Here is a 20,316-nt window from a genome sequence, read left to right as displayed (position 1 = left end):
CCAGTGCCTGGCGTCGTTTGTTCTGAGCGTGGTATTTCTGTCGTTGACCGCAGCCTGGAACCGCTTCCCTTTCGTGTTCTCCGATAGCGGCACGTATATCGACGTGGCGATTACCCACTTCTGGCCTGGCGACCGCAGCGCCCTGTACTCGCTGTTCATCTATCCGCTGCACTTGAAGCTCACGCTGTGGCCGGTGGTGCTGGTCCAGGCGGCCATGACCTGGTACCTGGTGCGCGTCTTCTTCCGCACGTTTGCCCATGCATTTCGCGAAGAACAGGTGGTGCTGTCGGTCCTGGTGCTGGGCCTGTGCTCGAGTGCGCCGTGGTTCGTGGGCCAGATCATGCCCGATGTCTTTGCCGCCCTGCTGATCCTGGCGATCGCCACGGCCGTTATCGGCCAGGATCGGCTGGCCCGCTTCGATCGCGTGGCCATCCCGCTGCTGATCGCGTTCTTCATCACTACCCACCTGTCTTACCTGATCATCGCGTCGGGCACACTGGCGCTGTGCCTGCTGATCCGGCTGTTGTCGGGCCGGCCGACGCCGCCGCTGGCGCGTGTATTTACCAAGGTGAATATCTCGATGGTGGCGGCGATCGCGCTGGGCGTGCTGACCATGTTGTCGTTCAATATTATTACCAAGCGCGGTGCGACGCTGGCGTCCACCGGCAACGTCATGTTGCTCGGCAAGCTGATCGACCAGGGCATCGCCCTCGATTACATGACCGAGGCCTGCCCGTCGCGCGCCTGGCCGATTTGCGCCACCTTGCCCGAACTCAAGCAAATCAAGGCGCGCGCAGTGGCCCAGGGCAAGCCCATCGGCGCGGTGTCGGACACGTTCCTGTGGGGCGGACCGCTGGTGCAGCTTGGTGGCATGACGGTGGTCAGCAAGTATGCATCGGAGATCACCAATGGCGCCATGCGCGCCTATCCGTCGCAATTCCTGCAGGAGGCCTTGCGCGGCTTCCTGGCGCAGACCGTCACCTTCCAGGTGGGCGACGACATGATCCGCTACAACCCCGACACCAGCATTCACCAGATCATCGCGCGCCATTTCGACGCCGATACCTACGCGGCGTTCCAGTCGTCGCGGCAGTACCAGCAGCAGCTGCATGTGGACCGCTTCCGCATCGCCGACAACGTGCTGCTGGGCCTTTCCGCGCTGGTGGTCGCCGGGTACCTGCTGCTGCACTGGCGCAGCAACGTGCCGCTGGCGCAGTTCACGCTGGTCGTGTTGGGGGGCATGGTGCTCAACACCATGGTTACCGGCGCCCTGTCGGCGGTCCACGACCGCTACGGCAGCCGGGTGAGCTGGCTGGTGCCGCTGATCGCGCTGTTTATCATTTCGGAATATATAAGAAACAAGACTGGTACCGTGCGTGTAGTGGAGACCGGGAAACCGCGCGATGCGATGTCGCCTGCCCGCAGCGTGTAATCAGAAAATATCGCCGTGGCACAAGCGCCCGGCCCTTCCAAGTTTTTTTAAAGGCTAGTCAACATGTCGTTCAAAGCTGAACTGTATTCGGATGTCACGGTTGCGGTGCTGGTGCCCTGCTACAACGAAGCAACCACCATCGCCAAGGTCGTCCGCGACTTCAAGGCTGCGCTGCCCAACAGCACCGTCTATGTCTACGACAACAATTCCAAAGACAACACAGCCGGCATCGCCGCCGCCGCTGGCGCAGTGGTCGTGCACGAAGCGCTGCAAGGCAAGGGCAACGTGGTGCGCCGCATGTTTTCGGACATCTCGGCCGACGTCTACATCATGGCCGACGGCGACGATACCTACGATGCCTCGGTGGCGCCGCAGATGATCCAGTTGCTGCTCGATAAAAATCTCGACTGCATCAACGGCGTGCGCCATTCGACCGAGATCGAAGCCTACCGCCAGGGCCACAAGTTCGGCAACTGGATGCTGACCACCATCGTGGCCAAGCTGTTCGGCAATTCCACCAAGGACATGCTGACCGGCTATCGCGTGTTTTCGCACAAGTTCGTCAAATCGTTCCCGGTGGTCTCCCAGGGTTTCGAAATTGAAACCGAACTGACTGTGCACAGCCTGGAACTGCGCATGCGCAGCGAGGACGTGGATACCGCCTACGGCGTGCGGCCTGAAGGTTCGGCCAGCAAGCTGAGCACCTACAAGGATGGCATGAAGATCCTCTGGATGATCTTCAAGCTGATCAAGCTGGAACGCCCGACGCTGTTCTTCAACACGGTCAGCCTGGTGTCGGTGGTGCTGTCGCTGGCGCTGTTCTATCCGGTGCTGATGGATTACCTGCACACCGGCCTGGTGCCGCGCCTGCCAACTGCCATCCTGTCGGGCTTTGTCATGCTGCTGGCCTTGTTCAGCTTTGCCGTCGGCCTGATCCTGGCATCGGTGACCCAGGGACGCCGCGAGACCAAGCAGCTCAGTTTCCTGGCTACGCCACGCCGGGCGCCCAAGCCCGGGATCGGGTCTTGAACCAGCAGTTCCTGGTCAAGTTTGTCAAGTTCGGACTGGTGGGCGGCGGCGTCGCCCTGTTCGACGCGGCATGCTTTTGGCTGGCCTTAAAACTGTTCCACAACAGCGTGATCGCCCGCACCGTCAGTGTGCTGCTGGCCATCACGCTGTCTTGGCTGATCAACCGCCGGTTCACCTTCCACATCACGGCAACGCCGCTCAGCTGGCAGGAATGGTTGCGCTTCGCGCTGTCTCAATTTCCCGGCGCCTGCACCAATGCGCTGGTATCGGTGATTGCCTTCCATTATGTGCCGTATGCGCAGAACAACCCCTGGCTGTCGGTCGCTTGCGGCAGCGCTGCCGGACTGACAATCAATTTCCTGATGGCGAACTTCTTCGTCTTCAAACGGCCGCCAAGCCAGCCATAACGGCAGCGCAGCAATTTGCTGCGCTGCACATATTTTTCCTGTTGAGTTCGCCGTTAAGGTATAGTTCGAGCAATAAAAATTAAAACAAGTTAATTGTTTTAAAGTAAATGCTGGAACAAATCACTTTAACGGCGCCCATGTCCAACTCCAAACTCCAGACCGACATTAACGGCCTGCGCGCAATCAGCGTGCTGATGGTGGTGCTGTACCACTTCAACTTGCGTATCGCCAGCGGCGGCTTTATCGGCGTCGATGTGTTCTTCGTCATTTCCGGCTACCTGATGACCAAGATCATCTTCGACGGCATGCTGGCCCGGCGTTTTCACTATGGGGAGTTCCTGCTCAAGCGCGCGCTGCGCATCTTCCCGGCGCTGTTTGCAGTGGTGCTGGCGCTGCTGCTGGCCGGCGCCGTGCTGCTGCCGCCGGCGGACCTGGACAACCTGGCCGCGCAATGCCTGCGCGCGCTGCTGTTTGTCTCCAATACCTATTACGCCGGCCAGCAAGGGTATTTCAGCGCCGGCCTCGACGACCGCTGGCTGCTGCATACCTGGTCGCTCTCGGTCGAGTGGCAGTTCTACATGCTGTACCCGCTGATCATCTGGGCCGGTCTCAAGCTCGACGCTTTGGCCGGCGCTGACGGGCGCCATCGCGTATTCAAGCTGTTCCTGGCCGCGATTGCCGCCGCCTCGCTGGCGCTGTGCATCGCGGTGGACAACCAGAGCGCCTTCTTCTCGGTGGCAACGCGCTCGTGGCAGATGATCGCCGGCGGCCTGGTGTACCTGGCGCGCGACCTGTCGTGGCTGCGGCCGCTGCGCGGCCGGGTGCCCAGCTACGGCGGCGTGGCCCTGATACTCGCGTCGCCGTGGGTGGTGCACATGCTGCAACTGGAGCAGCGCTGGCCGTCGTACTATGCGATTTTGCCGGTGGCTGGCGCCTGCCTGCTGCTGGCGGCGCGCTTTGAAAACAATGTGCTGCTCAATAACCCGGTCATGAACCGGCTGGGCGCCTGGTCGTACTCGATTTACCTGTGGCATTGGCCGATCGTGATCGCCTTGACCATCTCCGGCCTGGTCGATACCTCACCGAAGCTGGCCAAGCTGGTGGGTATTCCGCTGTCGATCCTGCTCGGCTACCTGTCGTACCGCTACATCGAGCCGATGCGGCGACTGCGCGCGGCGCGCGCGGTCCCGGCAGCAGCGGCGCTGTGCGCGGCAGGCGGCGTGCTGCTGGGCGTGTCCGCCATCTACAACGCCACCGGTGGCCTCGAGCAACGCGTCAGCGACCCGGCCGTGTTCCAGGCCACCACTGCGGCCAGCCGCGCCGCCACCTATCCCGAGCAGTGCGAGAACCGCATGGCCGACAACAGCCGCTTCTGCCGCCTCAACCAGGGCAGCACCGGCAACAAGGTGCTGGTGCTGGGCGACTCGCACGCCGGCCACCTGTACTCGTGGTTTGCGGCCCACAGCAAGAGCGACACGACGTTTTACGTCAAATCCGGCTGCCCGGTGATCCCCGGCTTCGAACTGAAGGGCCAGGATCGCAGTTGTCGCGCCTACACCAAGGCCGCCTTCGCGCTGGCGGCTTCGGGCGCCTATCGGACCGTGATCTTGTCGCAGAACTGGACCGGCTTTTCGCCCACGGCCACCGGGATTTGCACGGTGGAAAACGGGCGTTGCCTGTCGCCGGCCGAGGCAGGCGATACGCAACTGCCGGTCACGCGCACCCGCGCCGCCCTGCAGAATCTGCTCGACAAGCACATCCGGGTGGTGGTGGCCGACGCCACGCCGCAGTTCTCGTTCAACGTGCCCAAGACCATCGCCCGCCAGTACTACTGGCATCACAAGCTGGTCACGCGCGCGCCATCGCCGGAGCTGCTGGAGAAAAACCGCGAGTTCGACCAGCTGTTCGCCCTGCTGGGGCGCGATCCGAACTTTGCGCTGGTGTCGCTGCGCAAGGACCTGTGCCAGGGCGTGGCGTGCCGCGTGTATGACGACCGCAACCGGATGCCTGTGTTTATCGATAAGGACCACTTCAACCCGGCCTGGATAGCCTTGCACGGCGAACAGTTTGCGCCGTTCGTAGCCACCGCATTGCACTGATGCATCAAGCCGTACAATTGTGATATCCATAAAAATATATTTCACAAAAGCAGCGGATTGCCCTATAATAAGTTTCATAAAAGCACTTACATATTCTCACGGTCAGTTACAGCCTTCTATCTTTCAAGGACTGTACATGAGAACTCGCGCCAACTGGCTCGGCCGCATTATCGCTACTACCGTTGTTCTGGGCACCATTGCAGCAGGCGCTGCACAAGCGCAAAACACTTATACGCACATCAACACCTTCGGCTCGTATTACCGGCCGTTTGCCGCTGATTCGCTGTGGAACCTCAAGCCCGTCGACCCGGTGCTGGGGACCAACGGCGTCAAGAAGCCGTTGATCAACCTCGACTGGATTCCGTCCATCGGCGACGGCGCCTATTCGGTCAAGGTGTTCATGGCCAAGGCCGGCGATCCGGCAATGACGGTGATCGGCACGCTCGGCCTCGCTGGCGTGGGCGACCCCGACACCGGCAATTACCGCACCATTAAAATTCCGCGCTGGCCGGCCGACGTTGCGCCGGCTACCGGCGAAGACGGCCACGCCGAAATCATCGATACGGTGACCGGCGTGATCCACTCGTTCTACCAGTTGCGCAAGGTGGGCGGCAAGTGGCGCGCGACCATGTATTCGTGGACCCGCGTCGATGGCCGTGGCTTCGGTAATCCGTCGCACTGGAGCCAGGGCGCCCGTTCGGCCGGCGTGGCGCCTACCGCCGGTCTGATCCGCTTGCACGAGATCAACGACAACCGCTCCCATTACCGCCATGCGCTGGCGATGTCGCTGCCATCCCATACGCTGGCCAACGGCATCACCCATCCCAGCTACGTCTATCCGGCCACCACGGCAGACACCTCGGCATGGCTCAATACCGGCGTGATTCCACTGGGCGCGCGGCTGATGTTGCCGGAATCGTTCGACACCTCCAAGCTCAGCACCAGCGCACTGCGCAAGATCGCCAACACCCTCAAGCTGTACGGCGCCTACGTGGTGGACCGAAACTACGATACGGCGTTCCGTCTGTACGTGGAAAATGGCGCCAGTTTCAGCATCATGCCCAACGGTACCTGGAATACCAGGGTCGTCTCCGACCTCGACAAGATCCGCGCCGGGCTGCGCGAGGTGGTGAGCGTGGGCAGCTACGCCGATGACAACAATGCCGCCAAAGCGGCCAGCACCGTCAAAGTGGCGGGCGAGGCCAGGAGCCTGCTGTCGATGCGCGGCGACTGGCTCGTGCCCGGCACCTCCACGCCGGCCAATGCCGCTTACGACACCTGGCTCGAGAGCGTGTCGTTCCCGACCACGACCAAGAAAATCAGCACGGTCAACTACAGCAACGGCATCAGCAAGGTCACCGGCTCGATGCCAGCCGCCAAAACGCCGATGCGCTTCACCGCGCGCACCGCCGGCGGCGCGCTGATCCGCCTGCAATTGTGGGACGGCAGCTCGCTCGCTTACGACAGCGGCTACCTGGCCGACGGTTCGTTCGCGTCGTTCACGTGGCCTGCCGCTACGGTATCGGTGCGGCTGCTGGCGCAAAGCGGCGTCGGCACCGCCTCGCGCGCGCGCGGCGTACTCGTCACCGAGTAAGCCCGGCGAGTTGGCAAGTGATAGGTCAGGTCTCCGGCACCACCGCGGTGACCTCGATCTCCACCCGGGCGCGGTCCTCCACCAGCCCGGCCACCTGCACCGCCGTCATGGCCGGGTAGTGGGCGCCGATCACCTCGCGGTAGGCGGCGCCCACCGCCTTGTAGGCCCCCGTGTATTCCTTGGTGTCGAGCACATACCAGGTCATGCGCACGATGTGCTCGGGCTCTGCTCCCGCTTCGGCCAGCACGGCCACGATGTTGTGCAGCGCCTGGCGCACCTGGCCGGCGAAATCGTCGGTGTGGAACACGCCTTGCGCATCCCAGCCGATCATGCCGCTGACATACACGGTGCGCCCGCTGGCGGCCACGCCGTTGGAATAGCCGCGCGGGCGCGGCCAGCCCGGTGGCAGCAAGAACTCCATCACACTTCCCCTTTCATTGCGGCGGCCTCGCGCAGCAGCTCGCGCGCGATGATCAGTTGCTGCACTTCGGTGGCGCCTTCGTAGATGCGCAGCGCGCGGATTTCGCGGTACAGCCGCTCGACCGGCTGCTCGCTCACCACGCCCAGGCCGCCGAACATCTGCAGCGCGGCGTCGATCACCTGCTGCGCCGTTTCAGTGGCGGCAAGCTTGGCCATGGCCGCCTCTTTGGTTACCTTGCGCCCGCAATCGCGCTGCCAGGCCGCGCGGTACGTCAGCAGCGCGGCGGCGTCGATGCCGGTGGCCATGTCGGCCAGCTTGGCTTGGGTGAGCTGGAAGTCCGACAGCATCTGGCCAAACATCTGGCGCTGGGTGGCGTGCGCCAGCGCCTCGTCCAGCGCGCGGCGCGCAAAGCCCAGCGCAGCGGCGGCCACCGACGTGCGGAACACGTCGAGCGTGGACATCGCCACCTTGAAGCCCTGCCCCGCCGCGCCGATACGCTGCGCGGCAGGGATGCGGCACCGGTTGAACCGCAGGCGTGCCAGCGGATGGGGGGCGATCACGTCGATGCGTGCGGCGATCTCGAAGCCGGGCGTGTCGGCATCTACGATAAAGGCGCTGATGCCGCGCGCGCCCGGCTGCTCGCCGGTGCGCGCGAACACCACGTAAAAGTCGGCGATGCCGCCGTTGGAAATCCAGGTCTTTTCCCCCTCTAAAATATAGTGATCACCATCAGCCGTGGCCGCGCACTGAATGGCGGCGACGTCGGAGCCGGCCTGCGGCTCCGACAGCGCAAACGCGGCAATCGCCGCGCCACCGGCCACGCGCGGCAGGTAGCGGCGGCGCTGGTCGGCGCTGCCGTGCAGGCTGATGGCGCCGGCGCCCAGGCCCTGCATGGCGAAAGCGAAATCGGCCAGGCCGTCGTGGCGCGCCAGCGTCTCGCGGATCAGGCAGATGGCGCGGGTGTCGATGGCGTGTGCGTGTCCGCCGTGTTCGACGCCGGCCACCGCGTGGCGCAGCCAGCCGCCGTCGCCCAGCTGGCGCACCAGCTGACGGCAGGCGTCGTCGACGTCGGCGCGGTCACGGGTCGCATGGTTTGCATTGGCCAGGTGCTGCATGGCCCAGGCGTCGAGCGCCGCTTCCAGCGCAGCATGCTGCGGTTCGAAAAACGGCCAGTCGAGATAACTTTTGTCGGTCATGGTCGTCCTCAATCGCCTTCGAACACGGGCTTCTGTTTGGCCACGAAGGCATGGTAGGCGCGGTGAAAATCGTTGGTGGCCATGCAGATGGCCTGCGCCTGCGCCTCCGCTTCGATGGCCTGGTCCACGCCCATGCTCCACTCCTGCTGCAGCATGGTCTTGGTCATGCCGTGGGCGAAAGTAGGACCGTCGGCCAGGCCGCGCGCCATGGTGAGGGCGGCGTGCGCCAGCGCGTCCGGTTCGTGCAGGCTGTTGAAAAAGCCCCAGCGCTCGCCCTCGGCGCCGCCCATCGAGCGGCCCGTGTACAGCAGCTCGGCGGCGCGGCCCTGGCCGATCACGCGCGGCAGCAAGGCGCAGGCGCCCATGTCGCAGCCGGCCAGGCCCACGCGGGTGAATAAAAATGCGGTCTTGCTGCGCGCCGTGCCGAAGCGGATATCGGCAGCCAGCGCCAGCATGGCGCCGGCGCCCACGCACACCCCGTCCACCGCCGCCACCACCGGCTGCCGACACGCGCGGATGGCTTTTACCAGGTCGCCGGTCAGGCGGGTGAACGCCAGCAGACCGGGCATGTCGAGTTGCGTGAGCGGGCCGATGATGTCGTGCACGTCGCCGCCGGAACAGAAGTTTTCGCCGGCGCCGGTGATCACCACGGCCTTGATGTCGGCTGCCATGGGCAGCGCGCGGAACAGGTCGCGCAGTTCGGCGTACGAGTCGAACGTGAGCGGGTTCTTGCGCTCGGGGCGGTCGAGCGTGAGCGTGGCCACGCCGCCGCTCACCTCGAACTTGAAGTGGCTGGCCTGGTAGCCGGACAGTGGCTGGTGGTGGCCTGGCAGTCGCTGGGCCTGGCCTGGAAGATAGCGCATGGTGGTTCCTTATTTGTCGTCGCGTGCATGAAGACTATGCTTCATGTGCGACAGCAGTTCGATCAATTGGGTCTTGTCGGCGCCGGAGACATCTTGCAGCAACTCGGCGATCCACTGCTCGTGCACCTGCGCCATGGTGGCAAAGGCGCGGCGGCCGGCGGCGGTGAGCTTGACACTGAACACGCGGCCATCCCTGGGGTCGGGCACGCGCACCACCAGCTTTTCCTGCTCCAGCTGGTCGGTGATGCCGGTGATGTTACCGCCGGTGACCATCATGCGCCTGGACAGTTCGCCCATGCGCAAGCCTTGCGGGTGTCGCTCGAGTTGCGCCATCAGGTCGAAGCGCGGCAAGGTGATGCCGAAGGTGGTGCGCAGCCGGCTGCGGATCTCGTTCTCGATCTTGACCGTGCACGAGAGCATGCGCAGCCACAGCTTGAGCGACTGGTGGTGGTCTTGGGTGAGGCGGCTGGACAAATCGAGCACAGGTTCGGGCTGATCGTCGGGCTGGTCGTCGTGGTTATGGTTCAGGGCCATGGCGCTTGCCGCTACATCACTTCACCGCCGGCGACGGCGATGGCTTGTCCATTCATGGCGGCCGATTCCGCCAGGCAGAGCCAGGCCACGGCGTTGGCCACTTCGGCGCTGTGCACCAGTCGCTGTTGCGGATTGCCGGCGGCCAGTTCGGCACGCGCCTGCTCTGCGGTGCGCCCGGTCCTGGCGACGATGTTGGCGACGGCGCCCTTGACAATGTCGGTGTCGGTATAGCCGGGACACACGGCGTTCACCGTCACGCCGCGCGTGGCCACTTCCAGCGCCAGCGCGCGCGTCAGACCCACCACGCCGTGCTTGGCGGCGGTGTAGGCGGCCGCGTAGCGGTAGCCGGTCAGGCCTGCCGTGGAAGCGACGTTGACGATGCGCCCCCAGCCGGCGTCCAGCATGGCTGGCAGCGCGGCCTGGGTGCAATGGAACACGCCACCGAGGTTCACGTCCAGCATGCGCTGCCACAGCGCGGCGTCGGTTTTCAGCAGCGGCGCGGAGGCGGCCTGGCCGGCGTTGTTGACCAGGATGTCGATGCGCCCCATGTGGCCCGCGGCCTGGTCGAAGCCGATGCGCACGGCGTCGGCATCGGTCACGTCGAACGGCTGCACATGGACGCTGCCCGCGCCAAACTCCGAGGCCAGCGCGGCCTGCATGGCGGTCAGCGTTCCGGCATCGCGCGCGGCGATCGTCACGCGCGCGCCGCGCGCCAGCAAGGCGTGCGCGCAGGCGGCGCCGATGCCGCGCGCGCCGCCGGTCACCAGCGCGTGTTTGCCGGCTAACGGCAAGTTGGAGTCGGTCATGAAGCTTCCTTGATATCCTGATTGAGTTCTTTGTCAAGTTCCGCAGCACGTTCGAGCAGGCGCTTGGCGGCGGCATACGGTCGTGGCCAGCGCAGCGCGCGGTAGCCGGTCGCGGCCGCTTCGGCCAGCGTCCACGCCGGGTTGGCCAGGTGCGGGCGGCCGATCGCGCAGAGGTCGGCGCGGCCGGCAGCAATGATGCCGTTGGCCTGGTCGGCGCTGGTGATCGCCCCCACGGCGATGGTGCCGATGCCGGCCTCGTTGCGGATGCGGTCCGCAAACGGCGCCTGGTACATGCGCCCATACACCGGCTGTTCGCGTTTGCTCACCTGCCCCGACGAGCAATCGATGATGTCGGCGCCGGCGGCCTTGAACAGGCGCGCAATCGCCACCGCGTCGTCAGGCGTGGTGCCGCCATCGACCCAGTCGGTGGCGGAGAGGCGCACGCTCATTGGCTTGTGCGCGGGCCAGGCGGCGCGCATGGCGGCAAACACCCGCAGCGGGTAGCGGCAGCGGTTTTCCAGGCTGCCGCCGTAGTGGTCACTGCGCTGGTTGGTCAGCGGCGAGATGAACGACGACAGCAGGTAGCCGTGGGCGCAATGCAGTTCCAGCCAGTCGAAGCCCGTCGCCTCGGCCGCCAGCGTGGCGCGCACGAAGTCGTCCAGCACGCGGTCCATGTCTTCGAGAGTCATGGCGCGCGCGATCTGCGAGACGCCGGCCAGGTACTGCTGTTCGGATGCGGCGAACAGCGGCCAGTTGCCGCTCTCGAGCGGCTGGTCGATGCCGTCCCACATCGGCCGGGTGGATCCCTTGGGACCGGCGTGTCCCAGCTGCAGCGCGATGGCGCCATCGCTGTGCTGGTGGACGAATTCGACGATGCGGCGCCAGGCCTGCATTTGTTCCTGCGTGTAGATGCCGGGGCAGGCAGGCGTGATGCGCGCATCGGCAGATACGCCGGTCATCTCGGCAAACACCAGCGCGGCGCCACCGAGCGCGCGCGCACCGAGGTGGGCCAGGTGATAGTCGCCGGCCACGCCATCGACCGCGCTGTACTGCGCCATGGGCGAGACCAGCACCCGGTTCTTGAGCACCAGGCCGCGTACCTTGAACGGCGTGAACATCGGCGGCGTGGCGCTGTCAGGCATGGGCAGGCCCGCCTGCGCAAACGCGCGCGCGGCGAACCACGCCTCGTAGCCGTCAACGTAAGCCGCATCGCGCAGGCGCAGGTTGGCGTGCGACAGACGCTGGCTGCGCGTCAGCATCGAATAGGCGAACTGCGGCGCGGCCATGGCGGCGTAGCGGGCCACGTGCTCGAACCACTCCATCGAATTGCGCGCAGCGCTTTGCAGCTTGAGCACTTCCACCGCGCGCACCTGCTGGTAAGCAGTCAGCGCAGCGTGCAACTCACCATCGGCAGCGCCGATGCAGCGCGCCAGTTCGATCGCGTCTTCCAGCGCCAGCTTGGTGCCCGAGCCGATCGAGTAATGGGCCGAGTGGGCGGCGTCGCCCATCAGCACCACCGGCACTGCGTTATTCCAGTGCACCCACTGGCCGCACACCAGGCGCGGGAAGGTTATCCAGCTGGCAGCGCCGCGCTGGTGGGCATGATTGGCCATGAGCGGGTGGCCGTCCAGCTGGTCGGCAAACAGCCTTTCGCAAAAGGCGATCGACTGTTCCAGGGTCATCTCGGCCAGCCCGGCGGCGCGCCATACCGATTCCGGCGCTTCGACGATGAAGGTGGAGGTGTCGGCATCGAACTGGTAGATATGGGCCTGGAACCAGCCGTGCGGCGTCTGCTTGAACGCGAAGGTAAAGGCGTCGAACTTCTTGCGCGTGCCCAGCCACACGAAGCGGCAGTGGCGCTCTTCCATCTGCGGCTGGTAGCTGGCCGCGTAGCGTGCACGGGTGCGGCTGTGGATGCCGTCGGCGGCGATCACCAGGTCCGCCTGGTAGCGCGCGGCCAGCATCGCATCGTCGGCCACGTCGGTTTCGAACACCAGCTCTGCGCCCAGTTCTTCGCAGCGGTGCTGGAGGATGTTGAGCAGGTGCTTGCGGCCGATGCCGCAAAAGCCATGGCCGCCCGACGTGATCACCTCGCCCTTGAAGCAGACGTCGATATCGTCCCAGCGGTTGAAGGCGGCCATGATGGCGTGCGCGGTGGGCGCATCGGCGCGGGCCAGGTTGTCCAGCGTCTGGTCGGAAAACACCACGCCCCAGCCGAAGGTGTCGTAGGGCCGGTTGCGCTCGATCACGGTGATGCGATGCGACGGATCCTGCTGCTTCATCAGCAGCGCGAAATACAGGCCGGCGGGACCGCCGCCGATGCAGACGATGTTCATCGGTTCTCCCCGCTCGGCAGCCGCAGCTTGAAGCGTTGCAGCTTGCCGGTCTCGGTGCGCGGCAGCGCCGCGAGAAAGCGCACCGCGCGCGGGTACTTGTACGGCGCGATCTGGCTTTTCACAAAGTCCTGCAACTGCGCCACCAGCTCCGCCGACGGCACGTAGTCGGCCTTGAGCACCACGTGGGCCTCGACGATCTGGCCGCGCTCCTCGTCGTCGCGGCCGACCACGCCGCATTCGGCCACCGCCGGGTGGCGCAGCAGCACATCCTCCACTTCCGGCCCGGCGATGTTGTAGCCGGCCGAGATGATCATGTCGTCGGTGCGCGAGCGGTAGTAAAAGTAGCCGTCGGCGTCCGTCTCGTAGGCGTCGCCGGTCAGGTTCCAGCCGTCCAGCACATAATCGGCCTGGCGGTCATCGTCGAGGTAGCGGCAGCCGGTAGGGCCTTTCACCGCCAGCCGTCCGATCACTCCCGGCCCTACCGGCTGGCCGTCGGGGTCCAGCACGCAGGCCTGGTAGCCCGGTACTGGCTTGCCGGTGGCGCCGGGGCGCACGTCGCCGTCGGCAGCCGAAATAAAAATGTGCAGCAGTTCGGTGGCGCCGAGACCGTCGATCATTTCCAGGCCGGTGGCGCTGCGCCAGGCGTCGCGCGTGGCGGTCGGCAGCGCCTCGCCGGCCGAGACGCTGCGGCGCAAGGTGCCCAGGTCGTAACGATGCGCCAGCGCCGCCATGTGGCGGTAGAACGTGGGCGCGGTAAAGCACACGGTGGCGCGATGCGAGCCGATTGCGGCCAGCAGTGTCTCCGGTGCGGCTTTTTCCAGCAGCACCGCGCAGGCGCCCACGCGCAGCGGGAACAGCAGCAGGCCGCCAAGGCCAAAGGTAAACGCCAGCGGCGGCGTGCCGATGAAGACGTCGTCGGCGCGCGAACCGAGCACCGAGCGCGGAAAGCAGTCGCAGATGGCCAGCACGTCGCGGTGGAAGTGCATGGTGCCCTTGGGGATGCCGGTGGTGCCAGAGGTGAAGCCGATCAGGCAGATGTCGTCGCAGGCGGTGTCGACGGCGGCAAACTGCGCGGGCTGCGCCGCCATCAGCGCCTCGAGCGATGCGCTGTCGGCGCTGGCGCCGCCGAAGTACACGGTGCGGGCGCGCGCTTCGAGGGGCAGCGCCACCGCATCGAGCTCCACGCGCAGCGACTGCGCGCACAGCACGGCGTCCACCCGCGCCTTGCCGGCGATGGCGCCCAGTTCGCGCGCGCGCAGCAGCGGCATGGTGGGCACCGCGATGCACCCGGCCTTGATCACGGCCAGCACGCAGGCGGCCAAGAGCGGCGTGTTGGCCCCGCGCAGCAGCACGCGGTTGCCGGTGACCAGCCCCATCGGGCCGCGCAGCACGCGGGCGATGCGGTCGACCTGGGCGCGCAGCTGGTCGTAGGTCCAGGTTTCGTGCTCGCTGCGCAGCGCCGGGCGGGCACCGGCCGCGTGGTCCAGCAATGCGGCCGCGCAGTTGAGGCGCGCCGGATAGTCCAGTTCGGGCAGGTCGAAGCGCAGCTCGGGCCACAGCGCGGGCGGCGGCAGGTGGTCGCGCGCGAAGGTGTCGGCGTGCGCAGTCGGGGTGGCGGCTGGAGTTGTCATGGTAGCCTTGAAAGTCGGATCGGGATATCCACCCGCGAGCAGATACTTTAAACCTAAACTATCTCGACTTCAAGGCTTGCTGCCGGGTTTACATCAAAACTCTACATCAAAACTTTACATCAAACCTTCACATCAAACCGGCCTGACGGACCAGGCCCGCCTGCTGGTCCACCGCGCGCAGCACGTCGGCCAGCACCGCCTGCACCGCCTCGTTGGACAGGCGGGTGGAAGGCGCGGCAGCGGACAGTCCCTTGAGCGCGGCCGCAGCACCGTCCAGCCCCAGGGTGACGCAGCCGGCCAGCAGGCGCTCGAGGCGCACCTGGGCGCCCTGCTGGTCGCCCCTCCCCAGCAGCGCCTCGAGGTCGGCGCCGGCCACGGTGAGCTGGTTGTGGAAGCCGTTCAGGTACACCAGCAGGCGCTCGCCATTGATGCCGAGGCGGTTGAGCGTGGCGGCAGGATCTTCGGCCTGGTGGGTGTGACCGCTGGCCGCCTGGTCGAGGAAGGCGGTCAGGTGCACCCGCACTTGCTCGGCCTGGAACGGCTTGATGATGTAGCCGGCGGCGCCGGCAGTCGAGGCTTCCTGCATCACGTCTTTTTCGGTGGCAGACGTGACCAGCACGAACGGCATGGCGGCCAGTTCGGCATCGCTCTTGACCCGTTGCAGCAACTCGAGCCCGGACAGGTGTGGCATGCGCAGGTCGCAAAAACAGATCGCCGGCCGCAGCCCGCCCTGGAGCTGGTTCCATGCATCGAGCCCATCTTCGGCTTCGACGATGTCGAATTTGCCGCAACTGTCGATCAGGTGCATCAACACCATGCGCGAGACGACGTCGTCGTCGACTACCAGAACTTTCATGTCGCTCCCCGTGCCTCGGCACTGTCTTTACACATGTTAAACAGTGCCTGAATCGTCCAGCACAAGCAAGCGAATTTTCTGCGGGGCCGTGCAACCTTACCCACGGCTGGCCTGGTCCAGCAGCGCGCGCAGGCGGGGCAGCGCCGCGTGGATCTGCTGCCACTGGCCGTGATCGGCGCAGGTTTCGAGTTCGCCGCACAAGGCCTGCAACTCCTGCTCCTCGAGGTAGCCGGCGCTGCCTTTCATGCCGTGCAGCAGGCGGGCGGCGGTGTCGGCGTCACCCGCCGCCAGCGCCGCCTCCAGGTCGGCCAGGCGCAGCGGTGCGTCCGCGCGGAAGGCGCCGCGCAGGCGCGCCTTGAGATCGCCACTGCCGCTGTGCTGCGCCAGCCGCGCGGTGTCCGGCGTGGCCGGCTCCACGCCGAACATGGCGTCAAGTTCCGGCGTGCCCTGGCGATCCTGCACACCACGCCTGGCCACCATCGGCGGTAACTCGACACCGCGCTGCAACTGGCGCTCGATCGCGCGGCTCAGCTGGAAGTGCAGCTTGTCCTCGTCGATCGGCTTGGTCAGAAAATCATCCATGCCCGCCGCCAGGTAGCGGCTGCGATCTTCCTCGCTGGCGTTGGCGGTGAGCGCGATGATCATCAGCTCCTGGTCGCGCACCGGGGCATCTTCCGGCCCGCCGGCGCGGATCAGACGGGTGGCGCTGGCGCCGTCGAGCTCCGGCATGCGCCCGTCCATCAGTATCAGGTCGTAGCGCGTGAGCGCGCAGGCCTTGACCGCCAGCGCGCCGTTGGCGGCGATGTCCACCTTGTGGCCCAGGTCCTCGAGCATCATGCGGATGATGATCTGGTTGGTCGGGAAATCTTCCGCGCACAGCACCCGCAACTGGTGGCTGTGCGGCTCGCGCGGCACGTGCGGCACGGTCGGCGGCGCCACGCCATTGGCCAGCGGCAGTTCGAACGTGAAGGTGCTGCCGGCGCCCGGTGCACTGACGGCGTTGATGCTGCCGCCCATCAGTTCCACAAGCTGGCGGCAAATCGCCAGTCCCAGGCCGGTGCCGCCGTAGCGGCGCGTGGTGGAGGCGTCGGCCTGTTCGAACTTCTGGAACAGGCGCGGAATGGCCTCGGCGTCGATGCCGATGCCGGTGTCTTCCACCAGGAAGCGGATGCGGTTGATCACGCCCTTGCGCCCGGCCAGCGCGGCGATGTCCGCGAGCGTCTCGCCCGGTTCCGGCACCCGCTCCACGCGCATGGTCACGGTGCCGCTGCGGGTAAATTTGAACGCGTTGCCCACCAGGTTGACCAGCACCTGGCGCAGGCGCGTGGGGTCGCCCACCACGAACTGCGGCAGGTCGTCGCCGAATACCAGCTCGAATCCCACGCTGTGCGCGGCGGCCTGTTCCTCGAACAGGCTCACCACGTTTTCCACCGTAGACGTCAGCGAAAAATCGATGTTCTCGATGGTGAGCTTGCCCGCCTCGATCTTGGAAAAGTCGAGCAGGTCGTTGATGATGGTGAGCAGCGACTGGGCGTTGGCCTGGCCGCGCAGGATCTGTTCGCGGGTCGCGTCCTGCAGGGTCGGATCGCGCAGTGAAAAGCCCAGCATGCCGATCACGCCGGCCAGCGGGGTACGCATCTCGTGGCTCATGTTGGCCAGGAATTCGGACTTCTGGCGGGTGGCGTCTTCCGCCTTGTGCTTGGCCTGGCGCAGACGCTCGTCGTTGTCCTGCAAGGCGCGGTTGGCCAGCGCCAGCTCCTCGGTATGCAGCCGCACCTGGCGCTCCTGCAGCAGCAGCTGGCCCTGGGTCTGGCGCAGCGTTTGCAGCGTGTCTTCCAGCTGCTGGTAGGCGCGGGCATTTTCCAGGCCGGCGGCGGCGTGCGTGGCCAGCGTTTGCAGCATGTCGAGGTGCACCTGGCGGTAGGCGTTGCGCTCCAGGCCCTGCACGCTGAGCAGGCCCACCACGCGCTCGCCCACCACCAGCGGCGAGTACATCATCGAGGGCGCGGCAGGCAGGTGCCCGCCACCTTGCAGCGCGCGTGGCACCAGCTTGTCGAGGCCACTGTCGTCCATGTATTGCCGGTATTCGGCGTCGAAGTCATTGATCAGGAGCGGCTTGCCGTGCATCAGGCACCAGACGGCCAGCTGGTTCGGATCGTCCAGCCAGCGCTGGTAAGGCGGCGTGCGCACCCCGCCCTCCACCGCGAACGGGAAGTGGATCACGCCGTCCTGCTCGCGCACGAAGCCGATGCCGAATATCTCCGCCGGCATCAGGTCGTGCACGTGGCGGTAGAGGGTGCCCATCAGGGTTTCCATATCGAGCGTGGCGCTCATTTCGCGACCGAGCTCGCTCAGCACCGAGATATTGCGGTGTGCTTTTTCGACTTCCTCGGCTTGCCGCTCGGCGTGCTGGCGGCGCTGCTCGGCCTCGGCGCGCTGCGCTTCCGCCTCCAGCCGGCGCAGTTCGAGTTCGTGCTTTTGCTGCTGCAGCAGGCGATTCTTGTCCTGCACTTCGGCCGTGCGCGACGCCACCAGTTCTTCGAGACGCTGCTGCTGGCGGTGCAGGCTGCGCATGCGCGCCTGGTAGGCGGCGAAGGCGGCGCCAAGCAGCAGCAGCGTGACCAGCGCACGGAACCACCAGGTCTTCCAGAAAGGCGGCAGGATGGTGATCTTGAGCGTGGCGGCATTGTCGTTCCACACGCCGTCCTTGTTGGCGGCCTTGACGCGGAACACGTACGCGCCGGGATCGAGATTGGTGTAAGTGGCGAAGCGCTTGCTGGCGTCGGTCACTACCCAGTCCTCGTCGAAGCCCTGCAACTGATAGGCGAAGCGGTTGCGCTGCGGCGCGGCGTAATGCAGCGCCGCGAATTCCAGCGAAAATACCGAGTCGGCCTGGCGCAAGGTCAGTTCGCCGGTGTGTTCGATGGCGGTCTTGAGGACATCGGCGTGTTCGCCCTGCCCCGGCTTGAGCGACTTGTTAAACACCTGGAAGTCGGTGATCGCCACCGGCGGCGCCACGCTGTTTTCGCGCACCGACTGCGGCGCAAACGCGGTGATGCCATTGAAGCCGCCGAAGTACAGCGTGCCGTCCGCCGTGCGCAGCGCAGAGCCGTCGAAGTACGCGCCTTCGATGGTGCCGTCGGCGTCGCTGTAGTTGCGCACCATGCCGGTGGCGATATGGAACTTCGACAGGCCGCTGTTGGTGCTCAGCCACAGGTTGCCGGCGCCGTCGGGCAGGATGGCGGCGATGGCGTCGTCCGCGATGCCGTCCTTGCGCAGGTAGCGGCGGAACGTGATGGCGCCGTCGGCGCCCGTCTCCATCCGATTCAAGCCGGCCGCCGTGCCCACCCACAGCGTGCCGGTGTCGTCTTCGTACAGGCTGTGCACCTCGTCGTGGCTCAGCGACTGCGGATCGGCGGGGTTGCGGCGGAAGTGGCGGAACACGCCGGTCTTGCGGTCTAGCAGATCGAGGCCGTTGAAGCTGCCCACCCACAGGCGGCCGCGCCGGTCCTCCAGGATCGGGCGCACCACGTTGTCGGCCAGGCTGCCGCTGTCGGCCGGATTGTGGCGGTACGTGTGCACGTCCATGGTCTTCGGATCGAGCCGGTGCAGGCCGCCACGGCTGGCGATCCACAGCAGGCCGGCGCGGTCGGCCACGATGTTGCGCACGGTGTCGCTGGCCGGGTCGCCGCGCACGAACGACAGCGCGCGCATATTGCCGGTGGCCGGGTCGAGGTGGTTGACGCCGGCCCGTCCGCCGATCCACACGCCGCCGGCGCCGGGCGCGCGCCACAGGGCCGTCACCTGGTCGTCGCTCAGGCTGTCGGGTCGCGCCGGATCGTGGCGCCACACCTTGCTGCGGCCCGTCTTCGGATCGTACAGGTTCAAGCCGGCGCCAGTGCCCAGCCACAGCCGGTCGTTGCCCTCGCCCGTGCCGGCCATGGCGATGGCGCGTACCTTGTTGTCCGACAGCGCGTCCGCATCCTCGGTGTGGCGCACGATGCGCGCAAAGCCGCCGCTGCCCATGTCCACCCGGCTGACGCCATCGTTCCAGGTGCCGACCCAGAAGGTACCCACGCGGTCGCGGAACAGCGCCGACACCTGGTTATCGGCAAGGCTGCGATGGTCGCTGAACTGGTGGCGGTACTGCACCAGGCGCTGCTCGGCCGGCAGCCAGCGCAGCAGGCCGTCCTCCTGGGTGCCCAGCCACAGCTGCTTTTCGCTATCCTCGTACAGCGTGGTGATGCTGGCGCCGGGCCGCAGTCCTTCGGCGGCGCCCAGGCGCCAGCGCTGCGGACGGCCCTTGCCGATATCGCCAATGTGCCAGCGTTCCAGCCCGCCCATGGTGCCCACCCACAGCGCCTGGCTGCTGTCCACTTGCAGCGCCAGCACCGCGTTGAAGCGGCTGTCGCTGCCGGCATCGAGCCGGTAGTGAACGAATTGTCTGGCGCCCGGCGCCAGCATATCGAGCCCGGTGGCGGTGGCCACCCACAGGCGGCCGGCGGCGTCGCGCGCCAGCGCGTTGACCTGGTCGCTGGCCAGGCTGCCCGCATCGAGCGGATCGTGGTGCCAGCCGGTGAAGCGCCCGCTGGCCGGGTCCAGGTGGTGCAGGCCGTCGGCGGTGGCCACCCACAGGCCACCCAGGCCATCGTCGGCGATGGCGCGCACGTGGCGGTTGCCGTTGCCGCGCTCCACCGGCGCGGTCGGCAGGTAGTGGGCAAAGGTACGGGTGGCGGGATCGTAGCGATCAAGGCCGCCGTCGGTGCCCACCCACAGCTGGCCGGCCGGATCGACGTGCAGCACCCGCACCCAATTGTCGGCCAGCGTATGCGGGTCGGACACCGCGCTCTTGTAGGTGACGGTGCGATAGCCGTCGAAACGCGTGAGGCCAGCCTGGGTGCCGAGCCAGATGAAGCCCTGCTTGTCCTGGGCGATGGCCAGCACCGACTCCTGCGCCAGGCCGTGCTCCACGCTGAGCTGCTCGAAACGCAGGGTGCGCGGCGGCGGTGCGCTCCATGCGGCGGCTGCGCCAAGCACCCACAACAGCAGGGCTGGCGCCAGCAAACGTTTCCACAGATGGTTCAGTGCGTGCAAAAAGCGGGGTCTCCCCAA

At 66.3% G+C, this 20,316-nt stretch carries 14 protein-coding genes; 5 read left to right on the top strand and 9 right to left on the bottom strand.

Annotation, left to right across the window (positions count from 1 at the left end; genetic code table 11):
* Window positions 1–28 precede the first annotated feature (28 nt).
* From J2X54_RS22855 to J2X54_RS22835, 5 genes are all read left to right on the top strand, one after another.
* Entirely contained in the window at window positions 29–1,432 is a 1,404-nt protein-coding gene (locus J2X54_RS22855; RefSeq protein WP_310184129.1) for a hypothetical protein, read from the top strand.
* A gap of 63 nt (window positions 1,433–1,495) precedes the next feature.
* A complete protein-coding gene (locus tag J2X54_RS22850; protein WP_070247146.1) occupies window positions 1,496–2,461 on the top strand; it encodes a glycosyltransferase family 2 protein in 966 nt (321 codons plus the stop codon).
* Window positions 2,458–2,868 (top strand): GtrA family protein, encoded by a 411-nt coding sequence (locus J2X54_RS22845; protein WP_070247145.1) that lies wholly within the window; start codon window positions 2,458–2,460, stop codon window positions 2,866–2,868. The genes J2X54_RS22850 and J2X54_RS22845 overlap by 4 nt, the downstream gene beginning before the upstream one ends.
* Before the next feature lie 137 nt (window positions 2,869–3,005).
* Window positions 3,006–4,967 (top strand): acyltransferase family protein, encoded by a 1,962-nt coding sequence (locus J2X54_RS22840; protein WP_310184128.1) that lies wholly within the window; start codon window positions 3,006–3,008, stop codon window positions 4,965–4,967.
* Between the two features lie 136 nt (window positions 4,968–5,103).
* Window positions 5,104–6,561, top strand: a complete 1,458-nt coding sequence (locus tag J2X54_RS22835; RefSeq protein ID WP_084640580.1) for a hypothetical protein — start codon at window positions 5,104–5,106, stop codon at window positions 6,559–6,561.
* Between the two features lie 25 nt (window positions 6,562–6,586).
* On the opposite strand, the gene J2X54_RS22830 is transcribed toward J2X54_RS22835, so the two are convergent.
* The 9 genes from J2X54_RS22830 to J2X54_RS22790 all read right to left on the bottom strand — a co-directional run bounded on the left by J2X54_RS22830 (window position 6,587) and on the right by J2X54_RS22790 (window position 20,298).
* Window positions 6,587–6,982 (bottom strand): RidA family protein, encoded by a 396-nt coding sequence (locus J2X54_RS22830; protein WP_310184126.1) that lies wholly within the window; start codon window positions 6,980–6,982, stop codon window positions 6,587–6,589.
* Entirely contained in the window at window positions 6,982–8,178 is a 1,197-nt protein-coding gene (locus J2X54_RS22825; RefSeq protein WP_310184125.1) for an acyl-CoA dehydrogenase family protein, read from the bottom strand. The genes J2X54_RS22830 and J2X54_RS22825 overlap by 1 nt, the downstream gene beginning before the upstream one ends.
* A gap of 8 nt (window positions 8,179–8,186) precedes the next feature.
* Window positions 8,187–9,041 carry an enoyl-CoA hydratase family protein gene (locus J2X54_RS22820; protein ID WP_310184124.1) on the bottom strand — a complete coding sequence of 285 codons (855 nt, stop codon included), beginning with the start codon at window positions 9,039–9,041 and terminating at the stop codon, window positions 8,187–8,189.
* A gap of 9 nt (window positions 9,042–9,050) precedes the next feature.
* Window positions 9,051–9,575 carry a MarR family winged helix-turn-helix transcriptional regulator gene (locus J2X54_RS22815; RefSeq protein WP_070251886.1) on the bottom strand — a complete coding sequence of 175 codons (525 nt, stop codon included), beginning with the start codon at window positions 9,573–9,575 and terminating at the stop codon, window positions 9,051–9,053.
* An 11-nt stretch (window positions 9,576–9,586) separates the two neighbouring features.
* On the bottom strand, window positions 9,587–10,381 hold the full coding sequence (locus J2X54_RS22810; RefSeq protein WP_310184123.1) for an SDR family NAD(P)-dependent oxidoreductase: 795 nt from the start codon (window positions 10,379–10,381) through the stop codon (window positions 9,587–9,589).
* Entirely contained in the window at window positions 10,378–12,717 is a 2,340-nt protein-coding gene (locus J2X54_RS22805) for a bifunctional salicylyl-CoA 5-hydroxylase/oxidoreductase (RefSeq protein ID WP_310184122.1), read from the bottom strand. Before J2X54_RS22805 ends, J2X54_RS22810 begins: the two co-directional genes overlap by 4 nt.
* Window positions 12,714–14,348 carry an AMP-binding protein gene (locus J2X54_RS22800; RefSeq protein ID WP_310184121.1) on the bottom strand — a complete coding sequence of 545 codons (1,635 nt, stop codon included), beginning with the start codon at window positions 14,346–14,348 and terminating at the stop codon, window positions 12,714–12,716. Before J2X54_RS22800 ends, J2X54_RS22805 begins: the two co-directional genes overlap by 4 nt.
* A 127-nt stretch (window positions 14,349–14,475) precedes the next feature.
* Complete coding sequence (locus tag J2X54_RS22795) at window positions 14,476–15,204, bottom strand: response regulator (protein ID WP_310184120.1); 729 nt, start codon at window positions 15,202–15,204, stop codon at window positions 14,476–14,478.
* Between the two features lie 96 nt (window positions 15,205–15,300).
* Window positions 15,301–20,298, bottom strand: coding sequence for a two-component regulator propeller domain-containing protein (locus tag J2X54_RS22790; RefSeq protein ID WP_310184118.1), 4,998 nt, complete (start codon window positions 20,296–20,298; stop codon window positions 15,301–15,303).
* Between the last annotated feature and the right edge of the window lie 18 nt (window positions 20,299–20,316).

The organism is Duganella sp. 3397, from assembly GCF_031456625.1.
Lineage (GTDB): Bacteria > Pseudomonadota > Gammaproteobacteria > Burkholderiales > Burkholderiaceae_D > Rugamonas > Rugamonas phyllosphaerae.
The sequence above is the reverse complement of the archived record's forward strand: the minus strand, read 5'-3'. Positions and strand labels throughout refer to the sequence as shown.

What these genes read in the sequence shown, in the direction of transcription:
- J2X54_RS22815 (WP_070251886.1), bottom strand. Translation starts at nt 9,575, where the DNA reads ATGGCCCTGAACCATAACCACGACGACCAGCCCGACGATCAGCCCGAA.
- J2X54_RS22825 (WP_310184125.1), bottom strand. Translation starts at nt 8,178, where the DNA reads ATGACCGACAAAAGTTATCTCGACTGGCCGTTTTTCGAACCGCAGCAT.
- J2X54_RS22800 (WP_310184121.1), bottom strand. Translation starts at nt 14,348, where the DNA reads ATGACAACTCCAGCCGCCACCCCGACTGCGCACGCCGACACCTTCGCG.
- J2X54_RS22835 (WP_084640580.1), top strand. Translation starts at nt 5,104, where the DNA reads ATGAGAACTCGCGCCAACTGGCTCGGCCGCATTATCGCTACTACCGTT.
- J2X54_RS22795 (WP_310184120.1), bottom strand. Translation starts at nt 15,204, where the DNA reads ATGAAAGTTCTGGTAGTCGACGACGACGTCGTCTCGCGCATGGTGTTG.
- J2X54_RS22810 (WP_310184123.1), bottom strand. Translation starts at nt 10,381, where the DNA reads ATGACCGACTCCAACTTGCCGTTAGCCGGCAAACACGCGCTGGTGACC.
- J2X54_RS22805 (WP_310184122.1), bottom strand. Translation starts at nt 12,717, where the DNA reads ATGAACATCGTCTGCATCGGCGGCGGTCCCGCCGGCCTGTATTTCGCG.
- J2X54_RS22830 (WP_310184126.1), bottom strand. Translation starts at nt 6,982, where the DNA reads ATGGAGTTCTTGCTGCCACCGGGCTGGCCGCGCCCGCGCGGCTATTCC.
- J2X54_RS22850 (WP_070247146.1), top strand. Translation starts at nt 1,496, where the DNA reads ATGTCGTTCAAAGCTGAACTGTATTCGGATGTCACGGTTGCGGTGCTG.
- J2X54_RS22820 (WP_310184124.1), bottom strand. Translation starts at nt 9,041, where the DNA reads ATGCGCTATCTTCCAGGCCAGGCCCAGCGACTGCCAGGCCACCACCAG.
- J2X54_RS22840 (WP_310184128.1), top strand. Translation starts at nt 3,006, where the DNA reads ATGTCCAACTCCAAACTCCAGACCGACATTAACGGCCTGCGCGCAATC.